A 17,604-nucleotide genomic window follows, 5' to 3' on the forward strand; every position below is an offset into this window, starting at 1 on the left:
GCTTTAAATATCCCTCTCTCTAAATTTTCTATACTAAATTTATTATTTCATAATTAATTTAATGTAAAGGTAACGAAAAAGTTTATAAAACATATCACTGATCTTTTGTCGTTAGTATGACCTTTACTGTTGGTGGTGTTAAAGAGAGATAGGAATCTCTGTCATAAAAATTCTTGGCATTGGAACTTGTGGTAAGTCCCATATGGGGACTATCGAGTGATTAGGTATAATCAGAGTGTCTGATGACTCATTCGTTGAAGGAAGGCTAAAGTGTCTATAGCGGTGCAAGAAATCATCCATAATTTCATCCATGCGATGGATCTTTTTATTCAAGATGTCCTCCTGTATTTGGCTGATTTCCTCATACAGCTCCTTAAACTTCTGATTCAACGTAAACCCGTCCACCCCATCTCTCTGGATTCCCCATTCTTCAATATGATCCAGAATTCGTTGCAGATCGGCTGGAGTCCGGCATTTCCGCAGAATTTTAAGGTAGGAATCGTATTTCAAAAGGCCCGGATAATCGAGGGGATCGTCATGCGTGATCCGCTCCGAAATTTGTTTTCTCAGTTCCTCTTCCAGATTCTTTTCAAACTCGTATTCCTGCTGGTGTTTTTGACGGGCTTTTTCCCTAACGATATAGACGATCATCTTTCCGAGTCCTGAAAAAAAGCCCCCTGCCTGTAATTCCTTCGGAGAAGAAGAAAACCGTTGTGCCTCCTGCATGATCTGTTGGCCGGTCATTCCCTCCGTATTCATTCCTAGCGCATCCAATACGTCTCTTGTCGCTTGAACGACTTGTGGATCGTAAGGAGCCGCCGCATGGAGTGTCTCTGCATGGGCGATCGACGGACTTCGAAGCGCTAGGGACACGGAGATCGCCCCAAGGATGCCGAGCAGCTTGTGATGTTCGCAGGCTTTGATCTTGACGACCGTCCAGATGTGATTAGCTTTCGTTTCCCGCCGAACGTACCATACGATGAGCTTCATGTTGGCTTCCCCCAAACAGTAAGGTTTCAAGATCGTCATCATGGGCTCCAATGATAAAGCGAATGTCTTTGTTCGATTGACTGTCCTTTATGCGTCTTTCGAGATTGAAAGCTCGTTCTTTTCCGGATGTGAGAACTACAATCGGGAAAAAGGGAGCACCCGGAAATCGTTTTTGGATGGCTCCGGATCGTTCCAATGACTCGTATTTCTCTACTTTTTCGTGAATGATGCGGCGTATGGTTTCCTCACCGGTATCCACTTCCCAAAATGTACCCATCTTTTTATCCCCCACTTGTAGAATGGACAAGGCATCCGGATGAATGCGTTCGCGGCCATAGATCCGTTCCGTGACATTGGTCTGAAAAGAGAGGAGTTGGTAGCGTGGATTTCGCAAGGATAAGTGTCTGAGATTCAAATATACGTCCACGATTTTAAGATAGTGATCAATTTTTGGATTATCTTTCCTCATAACGCGAATACTACCTTCATCGAGTCCCTTGTGACGAATGACGAGATCTGCCCCATCCCTCGTTAGATAAAAGACCTTTTGGCGATATGCGGACGGACGATGCGAGAGAATCAACCCTTCATGCTCCAATTCACGAAGCCTGCGCCTGCATACGTAATAGGATTGCTTCCCTTTATAGTTTCCGAGTTCATGAATCTGTGAGGTCTCCATGTAGCGGAAATGGGCCAGTGATCCAAGTATCAGCAGGTCTCTCTCGTTCAGTCTCAATTTGGGACTCCCCCTTCCCTTCTTTTACATCCACATCGATGATCACACCATCGTAATTGGTTTTGAGATCCTTTTGAAAGACCGTTCGTAGATACTCTTTGACTTTCCACCGTTCTTCCCCGTACTGTGTGATCGACCATTCGACGAGTTGACGGGCCTCTTCATCTGTTCGGATCGGCTTTGGGTACTCAACGGTTTGCTCTTTCATATGGCGACCTTGAGGGGTTGACCATACATGCAAGGTTCGTAATTGCGGGAATCCGGTCATCCGTGCTGCCGTATATCCTTGCTTGTTTTTCTTTTGTTCGGGGGTCACCCCCAGGTATTTCTCGATGGTTCCGCCGTCCTTTGTATCGACGGTAAAGAGGAATTTCGTGGCCGTTTGATCGACAGCGGCGCGAAGAAAAGGTTTGCCTTCTAACTGGAATAGCCCCTGGTGAATCAAAAAGATCCCGACGCGGTACTTGCGGAGCTGGGCAAGACCTTCCTCTACCGAATCCCCTAGCGCTTTCATATAGGACTGAAACTCATCGAGAAACAGATAAAAAAACTTGTTATTCTCTCCCCCTTGTCTTTCAGGTTTACGGCTCAACCCTGCCTGAATAAAGCGGCTCGTTAGCATACCGGCTAAGAGGCGTTGATTGACGGAACCCAGTGGATTCCGGGTCAAACGGGCAATTACAATCTTCCCCTCCTCGATAGCTTTTTCGGGGATTAATCCTCCTTCGGGTTGGCAAAGAGTTTCTAGGACAAATGAAGATGCCAAGGGCTTTCTCAGCTTCCGTTTGGCGCGGTCTAATTCTTTTTGTGCTGCGTTTTCGGTGCGGTTTTTGAAGAAGTCCTCCCACATGTCACGGACGACAACATTGTCGATGTGATCCATAACGGTCCGATAGAACTGTGAATCAAGCATGAAGCGTGGAACGTCTAAGAGAGTGACGGGGGTCTGTGTTTGTTGGCTGTATTCCAAAAGCGCTAGGGTGGCGTTCATGATATATTCTTCGATATTCTCTCCCCATCCCTTGGCTCCGTAGAGGTCTGATAAGAGATCGACGAGATCACCAGTGATGAGGGATTGAACAGCTTCGGCATCAGCACCGCTTGGCATTTGGAGAGGATTAAATCCTACGACGCGATCCGCTTGGGGATCGAACCAGATCACGTCCTGCCACCGATTTTCCGGAACCAGTTTGACCAGGTCCCAGGAAGATTCGCCGTGTGTGTCTATCCAGAGGAGTCCTGGCCGGCGCACATCGCTCAAAATCGATCGGGCAATCTCAAGGGCTTTCGTGGTCTTTCCGGAACCATTGATGCCCATGATATGAACGTGCCTTACATACTGTTTCAAATGATCGTAGGGCGTTTGATTCTGAAACAGTCGATACAGTGTGTACCCGATGGCTCCTGAACCGATCAAAGGCTTGGCTGCGGATACAAGGGGGCTTAGTAAACTGATCGTAAGCGGGTCCATTCTGTTCTCCCCTTTCATTCCTCCTCTTCCCAAAGAAGGTGAATCCATTCCCAACAGTCATCCTCGGTAACCTCCGAACCACGAACATCAATAAAAACAAAGTCTTGTGAATCGTTCATTTTCACGCCTCCTTTACGGGTGAGTCGCACGTACAACCTCACTTCTCTACCTCTACTATGCTAAGACTAAAACTAAGTATTTATCGGTCTTGTGTCGGAAATATGGGATCGCCTCAAATTTAAAGAATGGAACGGTCTTTGGAGAGAATGTGGGAAATTTGTTAGTAGACATGGTATCGTGACAAGTACGTTGGTATCGTCTAATTGACATGTGGTAATACAGGTAACGGCTCTGTTATAGAAATATATTGAGAGGGCTTGTCCAATTTTCCTCGACCAACAAAAAAAGCCCCGAAGGGCAGTTCTAAAGAAAATATCAGACATTCACTATACATCAACCATGATAGAATGTCTGATGGTTTATGTATAACACATGCATAAAGAAAATCTTAAATTTTATCAGAAGTCTGATAAAGAGGCATAATATCAAAGATCGTGCCATATATGATTTACTTTTACCCCTAATACTTTAGCAATTCGACGTGCAGTTTCTATTTGTGGCTTACGACTTTTTCCCGTTCTAAGACGAGAAATTGTTTCAGGAGCCAATCCTGTTGCATCCGCTAATTCATTTACATTTAAATCCTTTTCAGACATCAGCATCCTAAGACGTTTACCAGGATCATTCCTAGAAAACATCCTTATCCCTCCTGCTTTCTTCTACTAGCAGGATGGACAATTCTTCTAAAGTTTAAACATAGAGAAGTAGGGTTATACTGTTCCTAGGAGTTGATTATCATGTGCGGACGATTCACGCTTACGGTTCCGGTTGAATCCTTGATCGAAAGATTTCAGGTGGACCAGGTGCCGTTTGATTACCAACCGAGATATAACATTGCGCCAGGACAACTCATTACAGCGGTGGTTGCCCATGAGAGGAAAAAACGCATCGGTCAACTGAAATGGGGCCTGATTCCTTCGTGGGCCAAGGATGAGAAGATCGGGTATAAAATGATCAATGCAAAAGCCGAAACAGTTCAAGAAAAGCCGGCGTTCCGGAATGCTTTTAAAAAACGGCGTTGCATCATACCGGCAGACGGTTTTTATGAGTGGAAACGGAATGAAGACGGAAGCAAACAGCCGATGAGGATTATGTTGAAGGACAAGAGTATTTTCGGTATGGCTGGCTTGTATGAAACGTGGATCGCTCCGGACGGGCAAAAGGTGCATTCCTGCACAATTATCACGACGAAGCCCAACGGCTTAATGGAACAAATACATGACCGTATGCCAGTGATTTTACGAAGAGAAGATGAAGGGATTTGGCTTGATCGGGAAAAGGCAGATCTTGAACTATTGCAATCGCTCCTGGAACCGTATCCCGAAGAAGAGATGTTTGCGTATCCGGTTCAACCTATGGTCGGGAACGTGAAGAATGATGTTCCGGAATGTATCAAGAGTTTGTAGAATTGAATTCAACGATACAGGATGATATGATATAGATGATGATATGATATAGATAAAGATACCCTCCGATGCAATTCTAAAGATTTACTGCATAAAATAATAATGAGTCTTAGTCGCGGCAACGACTAAGACTCATAGGACAGAAGCTGTGGTCACCCGCCACGGCGAGCGAATCTTCAAAACGGAGAAAACCCACCGAGACAGGGGCCGAACCTATCTAGCGGTGGGTTTTCTCTTGCTCCATTTTCTGCGAATCCATCGATATAGCTTCCTTCCACTGAACCACAGGCTCAATAGAGTTCTGTTAACTTTTCGGTGTACATACAGGCGTTTATTTCAGTATGTCGCTGATGATCCACTTCATCCTTATTAACGTTCATTTTTACTATGTCCACCCATGCGGTTACCTCTATCTTTGTAATTAACCTCATTAGGCAAATACTCTTACGTGGTTCGTTTGTTTTTTTAAGGGCTAAAAGACTTGTCTCTTGTCAGAACAATATCAATTTCGCTTGCAATTTGGTTGAGATAAAATGTGCTTAGTTTAATTTGAGATACACTGTTGGTTACGTTACGTATTTTTGAGCGTAATTTTTCAAGGGCTTCTTTTTCTTCCATGAGTTCCTTCATAGAATCTAAATGCTTATAGCGGGTAGCAATAGCTTGTTGGAACAGGTAAAGTTGATGATTTGTACAAACCATGAGTTGTTTGAAAATCGACTCCGTATCAATACGATTCAAAACAGGGTAGTTCATTATCTCGTCTTCATAGTCCGAGATCTTACGACAAAATGCTTCGAAATTATTGACCATCATTTGTTCCATTGATGTCGCTAGTTGCTTTAGAAATTTTTCCCGTAACTTCAGATTCAGTGTATTGACAAACTCTTTAAGTTCTAAATATGCCCTTTTTTCTTCTTGCGAGAGACCTTCGGCATTTAGAGTGTTACGAATCTCGACCAACTCTGATCTAAGGTACTTAGAGTGCTCGTATGCCCTACTTGCTCCGTCTAGAAACATATTCTTAAGATTGGACAAATCTGTGTTTATGAGCCCGAGACGTGTGAAATACGCCATTGTAGGAAATAGCTGTGAGTAAAAATGAACTGAATATTTCCCTTGAGTCACCTTATTTAATATTTGAGTGATAGCCGTTTCAAATTCTCTGTCAGATAGTTCCGATAATGGTGCGTACATTAATCTATCTTCAATGCTGGTATAAGCTTTTGTACCAAGTAGTGTTCGAATTTCATCATTAAGTAGTTCGGCATCTAAATATCCGTCACAAACATAACCTATAATAGCACGACTAAAAGAAAATCCTTCATAGCCGAAGTATTTATCAACGTACATTATTATCGGATGCGTATTTTCTTCATTTCGCTGATCCTTCAACATATTATATAGGAGCTTGAACTGTTGGTTATCGTACTCTTGAAATTTTGAAACGTCTAGTTTGCCGGACATGTGCTCATTCACTATGGAAATAGTAAAGAAAAACAAACGAAATTTGAGTTCTTCAGAGACAGAAGCTTTATCGTGTACATGGGCCCAGATTGAACCAAACATTTCGAGTGCATGCTTAATCATTCGCATGTTTAGAGCACCGACACTTCTACAATAACTACTTATACGATCTGAATTAATCAATAAAAAATTTTGAAGATCCTGATCGTTCTTGATCGTCTCATTGATCAATTCTGGCATTATTGTCTCCGTATGCGACTGGAATTTGAGTGTAAAACGTATTACCTTCTCCTTAATCTCCAAATATCGCACCTTGTTTTCATGTTTTGCTAGAATGTCCTTTTCATTGGCTATAAATATGACCTTTAAACCGTCCCGTTCTACAAAGCCATTGACGTAACCAAATAGTTCCTCAACATTGATTTTGCTTCGTTCTAAGTCATCAAAACAGATAACTGTCTTGTCGTCGAAAAGCAAGAGTTTACTAAGGTCTATATTCAATTTTGGAATCTTAACGATTTTCCACTCTGGAGGTAAATTTAACAGGGCTGTCGAAACCAATGCAGAGCCCAGTTCAGTCGAAAACTGCCCAGACTTTGTTTTGGCGAACTTGTTAAATAACGAGGGGACCCATCTCCCCGCCAGAATTTTCTTCGAAACCTGGTCCAGGGAAGAAAGACCGTATAACGATATATATATAGACGTGTAATCTTTCTTATCATCTAACCATTTAGCAATTTGGCTTAGATAATAAGTTGTCTTTCCAATTCCCCATTCTCCGTCTATCATAATGGCGTAGTCAGTACTTTCACGTTGAACGTATTCCTTAATTGCTGCTGTCACTTTATCCACAAATCCACCCCCATTGTCTTGCAATTTACTTTTCTGTATCTTGTATCCATCAGATGATGGATATCTTGCAAAGTTAACTTATGAGGTCAAGATACATCATAAAAACAACGTTACATTCGCATCAACATAGCATTGAATAGAGAGTGTATTTACAGACAATCATTTCCCCTCTAAAACGACGATTCATATTTCGACGTCACGGTGAGTAGAATTTCCCGCGTCATTTGTAATAGTTCTTTCCATACCCTAAACGCAAAATGGTCAGATTTTAATTCATTGACGTAAGGCATCGAGAACAGGGTGTCTTGAAACTTCATACCGGTATATCCAAGAAAGATCGCGTCGTGAGTAATTGCATTTCGAATCCCCTTCAGGTCGCGGATCCACGAATACTTCGTGTATATCTCGTACAAAGCTGAACTGACTGGTCGATTTTTATTTTTGTGCGTTGCGAGTAAGTAACTCCATAGATCCTTATCCTGATTAAATCCTTTCCCCATGAGAGTTCCAGCGATTTTTGCAAACACGTCTAGTGTGCTAATTAACCGCAATATCATTGACTCTAATTCCAAGCGAAGCGGAACGTCATCATATGTAATCTCAACCCCTTCGCCCGGCTGAACCATTGAGAAATCAACAGAGTATTCTATTATCAATTTTCGCAAACGAAAAAGAAAGTTCCTTTGGTGGTATCTCACCGCATGCAATACATCCCACAAGGCGTCTAAGTGTTTGAAATATTGTTCTTGGAAATCTTTAGGCTTATCCAATATTCCATGAAATTTTGCTGCGGGATATATTGCGTTTTCTATGGCCGGGTCAATCTGCTCATACTTTCCTAGACTAGCCTGCATCTTGATGCCAAGTTGGCTCAAGTCAATGAATCCTAAATGATTGCCAGAATCGTCCACAACTTGAGCCATGCGTTGTCTGTTTAATTTTATCCGGGTCTGAGTATTAAGTGTAATAGGTAGAACATCCGGTATACAGCATTGTTGGATTAGTAATCCACTGCCACATGGGCAGTCAATATTGTTTTTAATAATTGCCATGTTACTCATTCGAGTCCCTCCGATCTCGATGGATCGTTTATTTCAAAAACATATAAAGTTAGGTACTCATAATTTACATATTCCGGAATGTATAGAGAGTTTGTAGGGTTATCCGTCAAAAAAATTGAATTCGGTTATACTGAATGGTATGATAAATATAAAGAAACCTCCGATGCAATTCTAGAGATTTACTGCATAATAATAAATAATGAGTCTTAGTCGTTGCCGCGACTAAGACTCATAGGACAGAAGCTGTGGTCACCCGCCACGGCGAGCATAAATCCTATTAGTGAAAATCCACCGAAGCAGGCTGCCAACCTATCTCGCGGTGGATTTTCTCTTGCTTACTTTTCTGCGAATCCATCTATATAGCTTCCTTCCACTGAACCACAGGCTCAATAGAGTGGCTATTCCTTTGAGGATCGCGTAACTTAACGCAAGAGTAGCCAGGGCGATCACCCCCTTTGCCCAGGGCTACGCCGTGGCTACTACCACCGCACTTCTTGTCCTTGACAAGATTATACCATATTTTTTAGTAGATTTATCCTTTTTGTTAGAGGTTTTTACATGATTTATTCTGTTAGTTAATTGTTAGTTCGTATCTCTTCCAATATCCGAAGCTCTCTCTTCGTTAGGTTCAATACGTTTTCTGGCTTTGGTATGCGGTCTATATCAATCAAAGCCAATTGCATTTTACCTTCATTCGAACTTAATTATAAGATCGAGAAATTCTTCAACACATTTCGGATATGAATAACCCGAGCGCTCATATAAAAATCGAAGTCCGTCTTCTCTTTTTTTTAATTCCGGATCGTTGTCTTGTTCCATTAAGTCGAGATGTCTTTTTAAGTACGATATTATTTGATCGTGAGTTCGTTTTTTTGCGTTTCATCAACGACCAGTGGGAAGAGGATCGTTCCATCCAAGAGGAGATAAAGCACCCAATGAGCTTCGAAAAGAACGGAAGAAACGTAGTTCCAGTATGTTTTATGATTGGATTTCGTGGTCAAGGGAATCATGTATCCATTCTCCTTTCTAATATTGATTTAAGGTGTATCAATTAACGCTAGGGGATTGTTGTTCCCTAGCGCATGAGTCTTCTAACGGCAATAGCTCCACCAATTTGGCCCTTTTCCCTTGTGCTTGAAGCTGTTTACACAAGTGCTGCATCTGTTTTCGGGCAATGCATTCCGTCATGTCCAAGAGTTTCAGGGTATGGATACGTCCATTGATACGCACTTTGGCAATCCATTTCATGATGATCCCTCTTTCCAATTCCTTGCCAACATCGTATTACGTCCCAAAATCGGCGTGAACAAATAAAAAAACAGAGTTTTGAAACTCTGTTCAGGAACAATGGTCATGGTCAAATAATCTGAACATTACTATGTATGGGAAAAAGATCGATTGGTTACAGATCGTCTACCAATCGGTACGTAGCTATTCGACTATTAACTACGCACGCGACCTCACTCCCTTTTGCTTGGCTAGGAATTTAACCGCTTCATTATGGTAAACTAGAAAAAATTGTTAATTTGTATCGCTAGGTAAAGAATAAAACATGATGGAAACGGCGTGAAGAGAAACAAAAAAAAGGTACTAAAAAGTACCTTCAGATTGATGATAAACGCCGTTCGTAAGAATGGCACTTTTATTCTATGATATAGTTTCCTGTTTACTGCACATTGACGGTAATCGAGCCGGTAATTCCAAGTTGATCATTAGAGACCGTTACTGTTTGAGTTCCCGTTGTATTCAGTAATACGGGAATCTGCGCGACACCATTTGTAAATGTCACAGATGTTACGAAAGACGTATTGGTCGAATCGGTCGTAGATACTTTCATTGTATAGGTTCCATAGATATCTGTATCGACAGCCCCATTCTTGAGAACCGTGAGCGTATAAGCATAGGATTGACCATGTAATACGGAACTTGGAGCTGATAATTGCATGCTAATAGGGGTAGCCGTTAAATTATAGGAACCGGACTGACTGTTTATATAATCAATATAAACTCCGGAACTGCCTGCGGGGATCAGCACGTATGAAACCGTGTTCCCATCTTGTCTAAACGTTCCATTTCCACCGTTATCACTTAGATAATAAGTTGTTGTTGTATTGACAACAACAGGGTTTCCATTTGCATCAACCGGTTCTACAAGAAGGTGAACAGGTATGTTAGCAGATACACTTAACGAATTTGTACCTGAGATTTTAGTACCGTTCAGGTAAATCGCTGCCCCCGAAGCAGTCCCGGTTTGTGTTATTGTTGATGTTGTTGTTGTTATATTCGAGCCGGGTACTACTTCCGTTAGACCCGTTGTCCCGCTCGAAACTGGTGGAACTTCTAACTGATTTTCTATGTTGTAGAACAGTGCTGCTACTTGCGCGCGGTTTAAGTTGCTTAACGGATCAAAACGATCAGGGCTCACTCCGATCATCACACCTGATTGAATGGCAGTGGCTACATATGCGCGCAAATTTACAGGAATCGAACCAGCATCTTGATAACTGCTTAAAATCGTATTTGCTTGATCGTTGGATACGAGTTGAACACGGTTTTCATTTTGTAATATTCTTACCAGTGTGACGGCAGCTTCTGCCCGGTTTACTGGACGATCCGGTTGAAAATAATATTGGCCATTTGGATCAGTAAATGCTGTCATATAATCCTTTGCAGCTTCAACATACGGGAAAAACCAATCGCTGTTCGAGACATCCTGAAAATCTTGCTGAGTGCCATTTGCTGCTTGCAGATGGAAATACCGGCTTAAAAGGGTTGCAAACTGCGCACGTGTAATCGTCCCGCCCGGTTGAAAATGATGTTTATCAATACCGCTGATAATTCCTTGGCTCGCTAATTTTGCAATGGCTTGTCTCGCCCAACCATAGTTCCCGTCTACATCATCAAAATTAAAAGAATAAGCTTTCATATCATCATTTTCCTTGAAATGCCCTCGATGATGACCGTGATCATCGGCAAAAGCCGGTGAACTCAAACCTGCAATCAGTGCCAATGAAGAGAGTGTAGCCGCGATTTTTCTTCCTTTCATTGTCTCTACCTCCTTTATTAAATATCCTCTTTATCTAATACGTAAATTGGTAAAATTTTATGAGGGTTTCCAATTATAACTCAATAGTTTCATATGATATATAAGGAATGATCGGATTTTACCAGCTTGCTTATGAAGCGGCTTCCCGCTGGTAACGCTCAGAGGCTTCCAAAATCGGCGTGAACAAATAAAAAAACAGAGTTTTGAAACTCTGTTCAGGAACATTGGTCATGGTCAAATAAACTCAACTGTTCGTAGTTATCAAAGTATTTTTTAACCGCTGATTTCGATAGCACTTGGCCGAGAAGTTTCATACCGTTAACAGTAACTACGCGATCAAAATACACCTGAACATAACGCTTTGTGATCGCATCGATTCTTGCCTGTACACCTTCGTACACCGTACCTTGACGGCCGCTCAGCCGATTGCCGATTTCCATAAGTATCACTCAACCTTTAACTATGGAAAATCGAATTTATTGGATATTGAAGTGTTTGCCGTATATCTAATGAAGAGAAACGGGCACCCGGATTTCTCTTTTTTGTATATTCATGCACCTCGGTTTTTTTTGCCTTGTTCTTTTCTATCTCGTCTTCTTTTTCTTTAATTATGTCTTCAAGAATCATTATATGTAGATTATGATAATCTTCACGTAACTTTGTATAAACATAAACTATGAGAAAAACAATAACAAGTTTTGTGGCTAAATCAAATGAGCTAGTTGTAAAGTTAAATACACTTTTAAAAATGTTCGAAATAAAGGTGCCTGCTTGTGTTGCATTCTTTGTTATATTACCGGTTTGACCAATTATAATGGTAGAATATGATTGAACTAGTGTGATAACAAACGTTAAAACTGTAAATACGTATTTTAAAGTATTCCCAATGAGAGAATTGAGGGCTTTCGTACTTTCCAATGAACTCTTGCGGTATATAAGTTTAGTTTTTAATTCATCAAATGATATTGCTCTATAAGATTCTTTGTATTCTTTTATTCCTTTTTCTGAATTAAAGGAATAGATGATATACATTTTAAACTTGAAAAAATTCCAGAATAAGTATTTGAATAAGTTGAAGATAAACTTGAAAAAGTTCTTGAGTAAGTACTTGAGAAGATTGATGATAAACTTGAAAAAATTCTTGAATAAGTACTTGAGAAAGTTGATGATAAACTCGATCAAGATATATCATCCTTCCTTTCTTCTTTTTATAACAATTTTATACTTGAACAATGTTTTTTGGAAAATCTTATTTAAAAATTCCTCCGTCTAAATTTAGACGGAGGTTTTTAATTTCGTTCTTTATGCCTTATGTACAAGTTCTTTCAGATTTTTCCCCGCCTTAAAAGCCGGAATCGTCGTTGCTGGAATGGTAATCTCCTCGCCTGTTGCCGGATTTCTTCCGGTTCTTTCTGCCCGTTCACGCACTTCGAAAGTACCAAAGCCGGGCAATTGTACCTTCTCGCGTTCAGCCAAGGCTTCAGTGATCACTTCGAGCATACTATTGATTGCAGTTTCCGCATCTTTTTTAGTGAGTCCTGCCTTGGTCGCTGTTTTTTCAATGAGCTCCGCTTTATTCATGAGACTTTCCCCCTTTGCTGTTATCATGAACAGCTTAAAACAAGACTTGCGCGGCGTGAAGAGGAAAAACAAAAAGGCACAAAAAAGTGCCTCAGTTTGCTGTTTTACTATAGATAATTGCGATGATACTTATTTTATTGATTTATCAAAAAATACTTTACGTTATCATAATATAACAGGTATAATAAAATAGGAATATTTTACATAAGGTAGGGGTGACAAATATGAAAAGAAAGGTGTTAGCATTCTTATCAACTGTGACATTGACATCTTTGTTAAGTTACACAGTACCTGCTTACGCGAGAATAGATGCTGGAGGATCTAACCCATTACCAACTATGATGAACGAAGAAATTAACTTTTTATTGGACCATGCCCAAGGAGATCCTGACAAAATCACACGGGAACAAACGATTAATGCCATTGATTTCTTAAATCAGATCAATTCAAAGCATCACCATTACGAAGTAATTCGAATTAATGCTTTTATTCCTGTAAAAACAATACCAGACCCGAGACCTTTCCATAATGACTTGTTTCATGGAGATAACAGGGGATTTGATGTAAATGCTTTATCGAGTAGAACATCTCAAGAGTTTATTGTCGATCTCAACACTCATCAAGTAAAAGTAGTAGATTATGTTGGAGAAACAATTGAATACGATAAAAATGGTAAGGTATTAAAATCTGCTAGAGCAGATACTAGCGGAATGCATTTTACGGTAGATTCAAGCAATGATGTGATACATATTCATGCGTTTGAAGATGTAGGTAATCCTTTGGGAGATTTTTTTGCTTGGAAGGCACCGCCTATTGAATATGACATCGACTTTAATATTCTTACCAATGGTTCAGCGACTGCATATGCAGGAGATACAAAACGGTTTCCTGCATATGAGGTATACGCAAGAACAGACAATCATGAGTGGAAAGTGATGGATCGGTTCTATCCTAACTTAAACTTCTGGCCTAACCCAACTGATCAGTTATTCAAAGTATGGGGTGGAATGAATTATTTTGAGTCCGTTTTGCGTTTTTAAAGTTAATCAATAATCAAAAAGAAATACAGCGTGTAGACCATTTACCTGTCGGGTACTTGTCTACACGCTGAAAGGGCACTCAAAAAGTGCCTTTTATTCTTTAGATCGACGCAGCAGAAAGCTCATCAAGTCCTTTTTGGACTTCTTTCATTGCCTCTTGCCGTTGTCTTTCCTGTGCTTTTTCAAGTATCGAGCGGCATTTCTTCGCCCATGCTCTTACTTCGACAAGTGACTTTGCTGCTTGCAACTTCTCATAGCTTTCTTTGTATTCTTCGTATTCCTGTCTTGTTAGTTTGATACGTTCTGTCATTTTCTATCTTCCTTTCCCGGATAGGCGTATAAATCTTAGCCCCTCCGTACTAGGGGATGTATTTGGGGTTGTTAAAATTTTTCTATATTCCCTTTGAAGCCCATTGCAGGTACGTTGTCTTTTCTTCGATAGACTTAAATACCCACGGTTTTTTCGGATCTTCTACAAATTGAAGATGTCGATAGTCAAAGAAAAGCAGTTGACCTTCATTTTTTGTGCGATCCTCCTTGTACAGGGCAACCCCTAGTACAGTCGCATAGGGCAGCCTTCCTTCTACACGAATCTTAACCGTATAGTCCATCCTATCGCCCCAATCAAAGAAGGGCTGATACGCGATAATTTCGATGAACTCCAAAAAGGGTTCGTGGAAGATCCGTTTTCTTTTTACAATCGCTAAATGAAGGTCTCGAACCAACTCCGGATTCGGAAACCCGTCGTATTCCTCCATCGAAATTTGCCGATTGAACGACCTTTCTTTTGGATTCCAACGGGGTTTCCTCTTTTGAAGGGGTTCTTTTTCGGATTCTACGACTTCCATGTCCATGCCCAGTTCAAAGAGACTGACCTGCTGAAATATGGCTTCCATTTTCTTTAACACTCCCTCTGCTCCCTAAGTACCTAGGGAGCGTTTTTTTCAAGAAGCTCCCTGGTACTAGGGATAGAGGTTATTTGGTTGGTTAGTCTTCGTTAGGCATCATGAGTGTCAGAACTGGTTCACCGCGATCGCCAGGGCCGATATGTGCTTTGAGAGTCGCAAGTGTTAGCCCACCATCCCGGTCAACGAAAAACTCAAAGAGAATTTCGTTGGTGGATTGCTTGCTTTTACGAATCGTATAACGCAACTTTTGCAACGCATCCCACATACGACCATTTTCGCTTTCTCCGTGTTCGATAGCATTCTCGTCCGGTACGATGTAGGTGTTCCAAGCGGTAGCGGTAATGGCAACCGGTATGCGGAATCCCACATCCTTTGCCAGTTCTGAAACGTCGATGAGAACCCCATCTTGAATCGCTTGTTCGCGAGTGTATGCATAGATCAAATCCATTGTCTTCTCTCCCTCTAGTCCCCCCGCCTGCGTTCGGAGGGACTTGTTTTTTGTAAAAGTCCCCCCCAACACGCAGGAGAGGGTTAAGAGGTTATGAAGTTATGGACGACCTTTCAGTCTCCCGAGCACGACCGATGTCCGCAATTCGGGCAGGGGAAACATACGCCCTTTGCGTCTTTCGGATAATAGATCGGGAAACCGCACTCGTCACAAGGAATCGACTTCAACTCAATGGCACCTGTTTGTTTGCCATTGTTGTCTTTTCTTTCGCTCATGTTTTTCCCTAGCGCATTTCCGCTAGGTTTCCTCCTTTCAACTGGCTGTTATTCCGTGACTTCGATCACGTAGAACGTCTCCTTTTTGGTGTATTTTCGCTTCCAGAGAGCGATCAGTTCTTCTGGAGCCACACCTTCTTCCGTTACATCTACATCCAGTTCTTTCTTTCCATTGGCGAGAATCCGTAGCTTGGCATCCATACCGAAGATAAACTTAATCGCCTCTAACATGCGATAGCTTGGATTCTTGATGCGGATAATGATCCTTCTTTTTGTGCCTATTTTCATGCTTTTTGGTTCTGCAACATAGAGAGGTTGAGGCCCCTCTATGTTACAGGGACCTTTCCCCCTCTCTATATTGCGTTAAAACATTTGTGTCTGTTCGAACAAAGGTGTGCCGGCCGGCCTCCAGTTCCGGATGAAACGAATCGCTTCATCCAATCGGGCGCTAGGGATATCCATATAGGAGGAGACTTGCATGTGCCCGTTTAACGCGGTATAGAGCTTCTGGAACGTGGCGATATAGCCGTTTCGTGTCAGCCATTTGATGCGTTGAGACACCTCAGCCCGAATCACAGCTTTTTCTTTTGGGCTTAGGATTGAGGGTGCAAGCGCTCTTGTATTGTCTACGATCAATCGAAGGCGCTGGATTTCTTCTTGCTGTTGTTCCTGCTTTAGTCGAAGCTCTTTGATCTGCTGAATCGCAAGAATCAATGCGTCTTCGATGTGTTCGACAATCGGTGCGGGTTTTACCGGACTCGGTACCGGTTCCCGCGTCATATGCGCTTTTCTCCATTCAACGATGAGATTCCGAACAAAGATCCGGAACCGGGTGGCGACTTCTGTACGAGACAACATGCAAAAGCTGTAGAGTCCGAATTCGTTTAGGATCGTGACCTCCTGGACTCCGCCGGGGGTTACCACCTTGGTAACACCTTGGCAACCTTTAAACTCCTCTATATTCCTCGTCAGAATCTTGGATACCGCTACCGTAGGGTTACTATAGCCCAATACCGTTGCGATATCCTTTGCCACGAACCAAAGTTCACCTTCTCGTTCAATCGCACGAATGGATTGCCCCTGGAACTCAAATTTTAGGGTTTGTTCCATATCAAAAGCCCTGTCGCTAAGGATGAGGGTCGGCTCCTGCCGCCCTAGATACTTTCCCTAGAGCGACAGGGCCTTTCCCCCCTTTCGTTTATTTCCGGTTATGACGCTTCTTCAAAGTCGTCATCAACATGGTTTTCAAATTCAGGTTCATCCTCTTCCTCTTGTGGTGGTTCGGCCGGCTGAGAATCCAGCGGTATCATAACCTCTAACACCTCTCCGTCTTCTTCAAGCCAGAACAAACCGGGCGGGTTCTCTTCAAACCGATTCGTTTGATACTGCATGTAACGAACAAAAGTTTTCAGATTTCCCAAACTGGTTGTTTCAGCGATGAATTTTTGTAGTACGGGATGTGAGTATCCACCAAAATCAGGATAATAGCCGATAAACCATCCCTCGTTTTTGTATCCTCTCGGCGTACATTTCCAGTCACACCATCTCATTTGATATATTGCTTTCAAACGCTTTTCCCCTTTTAACGGGAAAATGTGTTTTGCAATATATTCCTGCACAAACTTTGGTGCAGGTCTCGTCCACGCATAGGTTTTTTTTGCGTCAAGAACGTCCTGTTCGGTTGTGACCGAAACGATCGCCTTCCTCCACGCTTCCGAAACATATGGGTGATACTCGTATGAGAGATACGGATACTCTTGTTTAAAAGCATGAAAGGCGTTGATACGCTCGGTATATGGAACGTTACGTAGCCTTTCAATTAGCTTTTCTACTAAATCATCTTTTCGCGGCGGTTGATAGGAGTCGTCGTGCCCGACGTAAATCCATTCGTTCAGATAGGGATTGAACTCAAAGAATTTGCCGTCCACATCAAAATAGTAATGTGTCGGACGTTCTAGATCCCTACCATCCCAAAACCCGCGAGTCACGTACCGACCCACTAAAATGTCACCGTTCCACGTCTTGACCTTGACGATATCGCCAACCACCAGCGATTCAGGAGACTGTTTTTCTCCTGCCTTTTTTTCGTCCTCCCATTGAATGTCTTCCAACACATCGAAGAGATCCAATTGGTTTGTGGTGGTTTGTTTTTTCTGTTTCGACACAATTCTTTCCCCCAATCGGACTCCCCCCGCAGAGGGAG

20 protein-coding genes are annotated in these 17,604 nt (G+C 42.0%); 2 read left to right on the top strand and 18 right to left on the bottom strand.

Going from position 1 to position 17,604, the window contains the following annotated elements; all coding sequences use genetic code 11:
• Window positions 1–138: 138 nt before the first annotated feature.
• The 4 genes from DNHGIG_RS20555 to DNHGIG_RS20570 all read right to left on the bottom strand — a co-directional run bounded on the left by DNHGIG_RS20555 (window position 139) and on the right by DNHGIG_RS20570 (window position 3,955).
• On the bottom strand, window positions 139–990 hold the full coding sequence (locus DNHGIG_RS20555; protein WP_282201531.1) for a hypothetical protein: 852 nt from the start codon (window positions 988–990) through the stop codon (window positions 139–141).
• Window positions 947–1,726, bottom strand: a complete 780-nt coding sequence (locus tag DNHGIG_RS20560; RefSeq protein ID WP_282201532.1) for a replication-relaxation family protein — start codon at window positions 1,724–1,726, stop codon at window positions 947–949. The genes DNHGIG_RS20555 and DNHGIG_RS20560 overlap by 44 nt, the downstream gene beginning before the upstream one ends.
• A complete protein-coding gene (locus DNHGIG_RS20565) occupies window positions 1,647–3,215 on the bottom strand; it encodes a type IV secretory system conjugative DNA transfer family protein (RefSeq protein WP_282201533.1) in 1,569 nt (522 codons plus the stop codon). Before DNHGIG_RS20565 ends, DNHGIG_RS20560 begins: the two co-directional genes overlap by 80 nt.
• A gap of 527 nt (window positions 3,216–3,742) precedes the next feature.
• Window positions 3,743–3,955, bottom strand: a complete 213-nt coding sequence (locus tag DNHGIG_RS20570) for a helix-turn-helix domain-containing protein (protein WP_282201534.1) — start codon at window positions 3,953–3,955, stop codon at window positions 3,743–3,745.
• Between the two features lie 99 nt (window positions 3,956–4,054).
• Between DNHGIG_RS20570 and DNHGIG_RS20575 the strand changes: the two genes are divergently transcribed.
• Window positions 4,055–4,723, top strand: coding sequence for an SOS response-associated peptidase (locus DNHGIG_RS20575; RefSeq protein WP_282201535.1), 669 nt, complete (start codon window positions 4,055–4,057; stop codon window positions 4,721–4,723).
• Between the two features lie 465 nt (window positions 4,724–5,188).
• Here DNHGIG_RS20575 and DNHGIG_RS20580 read toward each other — a convergent pair whose 3' ends face one another.
• The 8 genes from DNHGIG_RS20580 to hbs all read right to left on the bottom strand — a co-directional run bounded on the left by DNHGIG_RS20580 (window position 5,189) and on the right by hbs (window position 12,730).
• Window positions 5,189–7,042, bottom strand: coding sequence for a P-loop NTPase fold protein (locus tag DNHGIG_RS20580; RefSeq protein WP_282201536.1), 1,854 nt, complete (start codon window positions 7,040–7,042; stop codon window positions 5,189–5,191).
• A 170-nt stretch (window positions 7,043–7,212) separates the two neighbouring features.
• Window positions 7,213–8,103, bottom strand: coding sequence for a barstar family protein (locus tag DNHGIG_RS20585; protein WP_282201537.1), 891 nt, complete (start codon window positions 8,101–8,103; stop codon window positions 7,213–7,215).
• 848 nt (window positions 8,104–8,951) lie between these two features.
• Window positions 8,952–9,113: a hypothetical protein gene (locus DNHGIG_RS20590; RefSeq protein WP_282201538.1), complete on the bottom strand. Its 162-nt coding sequence runs from the start codon at window positions 9,111–9,113 to the stop codon at window positions 8,952–8,954.
• A gap of 37 nt (window positions 9,114–9,150) precedes the next feature.
• Window positions 9,151–9,351 (bottom strand): hypothetical protein, encoded by a 201-nt coding sequence (locus DNHGIG_RS20595; protein WP_282201539.1) that lies wholly within the window; start codon window positions 9,349–9,351, stop codon window positions 9,151–9,153.
• A gap of 418 nt (window positions 9,352–9,769) precedes the next feature.
• The gene (locus DNHGIG_RS20600) at window positions 9,770–11,149 is read right to left on the bottom strand and encodes an S-layer homology domain-containing protein (protein ID WP_282201540.1); all 1,380 of its coding nucleotides are present in this window, start codon (window positions 11,147–11,149) and stop codon (window positions 9,770–9,772) included.
• A gap of 215 nt (window positions 11,150–11,364) precedes the next feature.
• A complete protein-coding gene (locus tag DNHGIG_RS20605) occupies window positions 11,365–11,589 on the bottom strand; it encodes a hypothetical protein (RefSeq protein ID WP_282201541.1) in 225 nt (74 codons plus the stop codon).
• A 16-nt stretch (window positions 11,590–11,605) separates the two neighbouring features.
• Window positions 11,606–12,181 (bottom strand): hypothetical protein, encoded by a 576-nt coding sequence (locus DNHGIG_RS20610; protein ID WP_282201542.1) that lies wholly within the window; start codon window positions 12,179–12,181, stop codon window positions 11,606–11,608.
• Between the two features lie 270 nt (window positions 12,182–12,451).
• Complete coding sequence (gene hbs / locus DNHGIG_RS20615) at window positions 12,452–12,730, bottom strand: non-specific DNA-binding protein Hbs (protein WP_282201543.1); 279 nt, start codon at window positions 12,728–12,730, stop codon at window positions 12,452–12,454.
• 224 nt (window positions 12,731–12,954) lie between these two features.
• Here hbs and DNHGIG_RS20620 point away from each other — a divergent pair, with 224 nt between their 5' ends.
• Entirely contained in the window at window positions 12,955–13,770 is an 816-nt protein-coding gene (locus tag DNHGIG_RS20620) for a hypothetical protein (protein WP_282201544.1), read from the top strand.
• A gap of 100 nt (window positions 13,771–13,870) precedes the next feature.
• Here DNHGIG_RS20620 and DNHGIG_RS20625 read toward each other — a convergent pair whose 3' ends face one another.
• From DNHGIG_RS20625 to DNHGIG_RS20650, 6 genes are all read right to left on the bottom strand, one after another.
• Window positions 13,871–14,080, bottom strand: a complete 210-nt coding sequence (locus DNHGIG_RS20625) for a hypothetical protein (RefSeq protein ID WP_282201545.1) — start codon at window positions 14,078–14,080, stop codon at window positions 13,871–13,873.
• Between the two features lie 82 nt (window positions 14,081–14,162).
• Complete coding sequence (locus tag DNHGIG_RS20630) at window positions 14,163–14,666, bottom strand: hypothetical protein (protein WP_282201546.1); 504 nt, start codon at window positions 14,664–14,666, stop codon at window positions 14,163–14,165.
• A gap of 91 nt (window positions 14,667–14,757) precedes the next feature.
• Window positions 14,758–15,126, bottom strand: a complete 369-nt coding sequence (locus tag DNHGIG_RS20635) for a DUF6573 family protein (protein ID WP_282201547.1) — start codon at window positions 15,124–15,126, stop codon at window positions 14,758–14,760.
• Between the two features lie 323 nt (window positions 15,127–15,449).
• A complete protein-coding gene (locus DNHGIG_RS20640) occupies window positions 15,450–15,689 on the bottom strand; it encodes a hypothetical protein (RefSeq protein ID WP_282201548.1) in 240 nt (79 codons plus the stop codon).
• A 75-nt stretch (window positions 15,690–15,764) separates the two neighbouring features.
• Entirely contained in the window at window positions 15,765–16,511 is a 747-nt protein-coding gene (locus tag DNHGIG_RS20645; RefSeq protein WP_282201549.1) for a BRO family protein, read from the bottom strand.
• Window positions 16,512–16,609: 98 nt separating this feature from the next.
• Window positions 16,610–17,566: a hypothetical protein gene (locus DNHGIG_RS20650; RefSeq protein ID WP_282201550.1), complete on the bottom strand. Its 957-nt coding sequence runs from the start codon at window positions 17,564–17,566 to the stop codon at window positions 16,610–16,612.
• Between the last annotated feature and the right edge of the window lie 38 nt (window positions 17,567–17,604).

Origin of the sequence: Collibacillus ludicampi (assembly GCF_023705585.1) — a bacterium.
Classification (GTDB): domain Bacteria; phylum Bacillota; class Bacilli; order Tumebacillales; family BOQE01; genus Collibacillus; species Collibacillus ludicampi.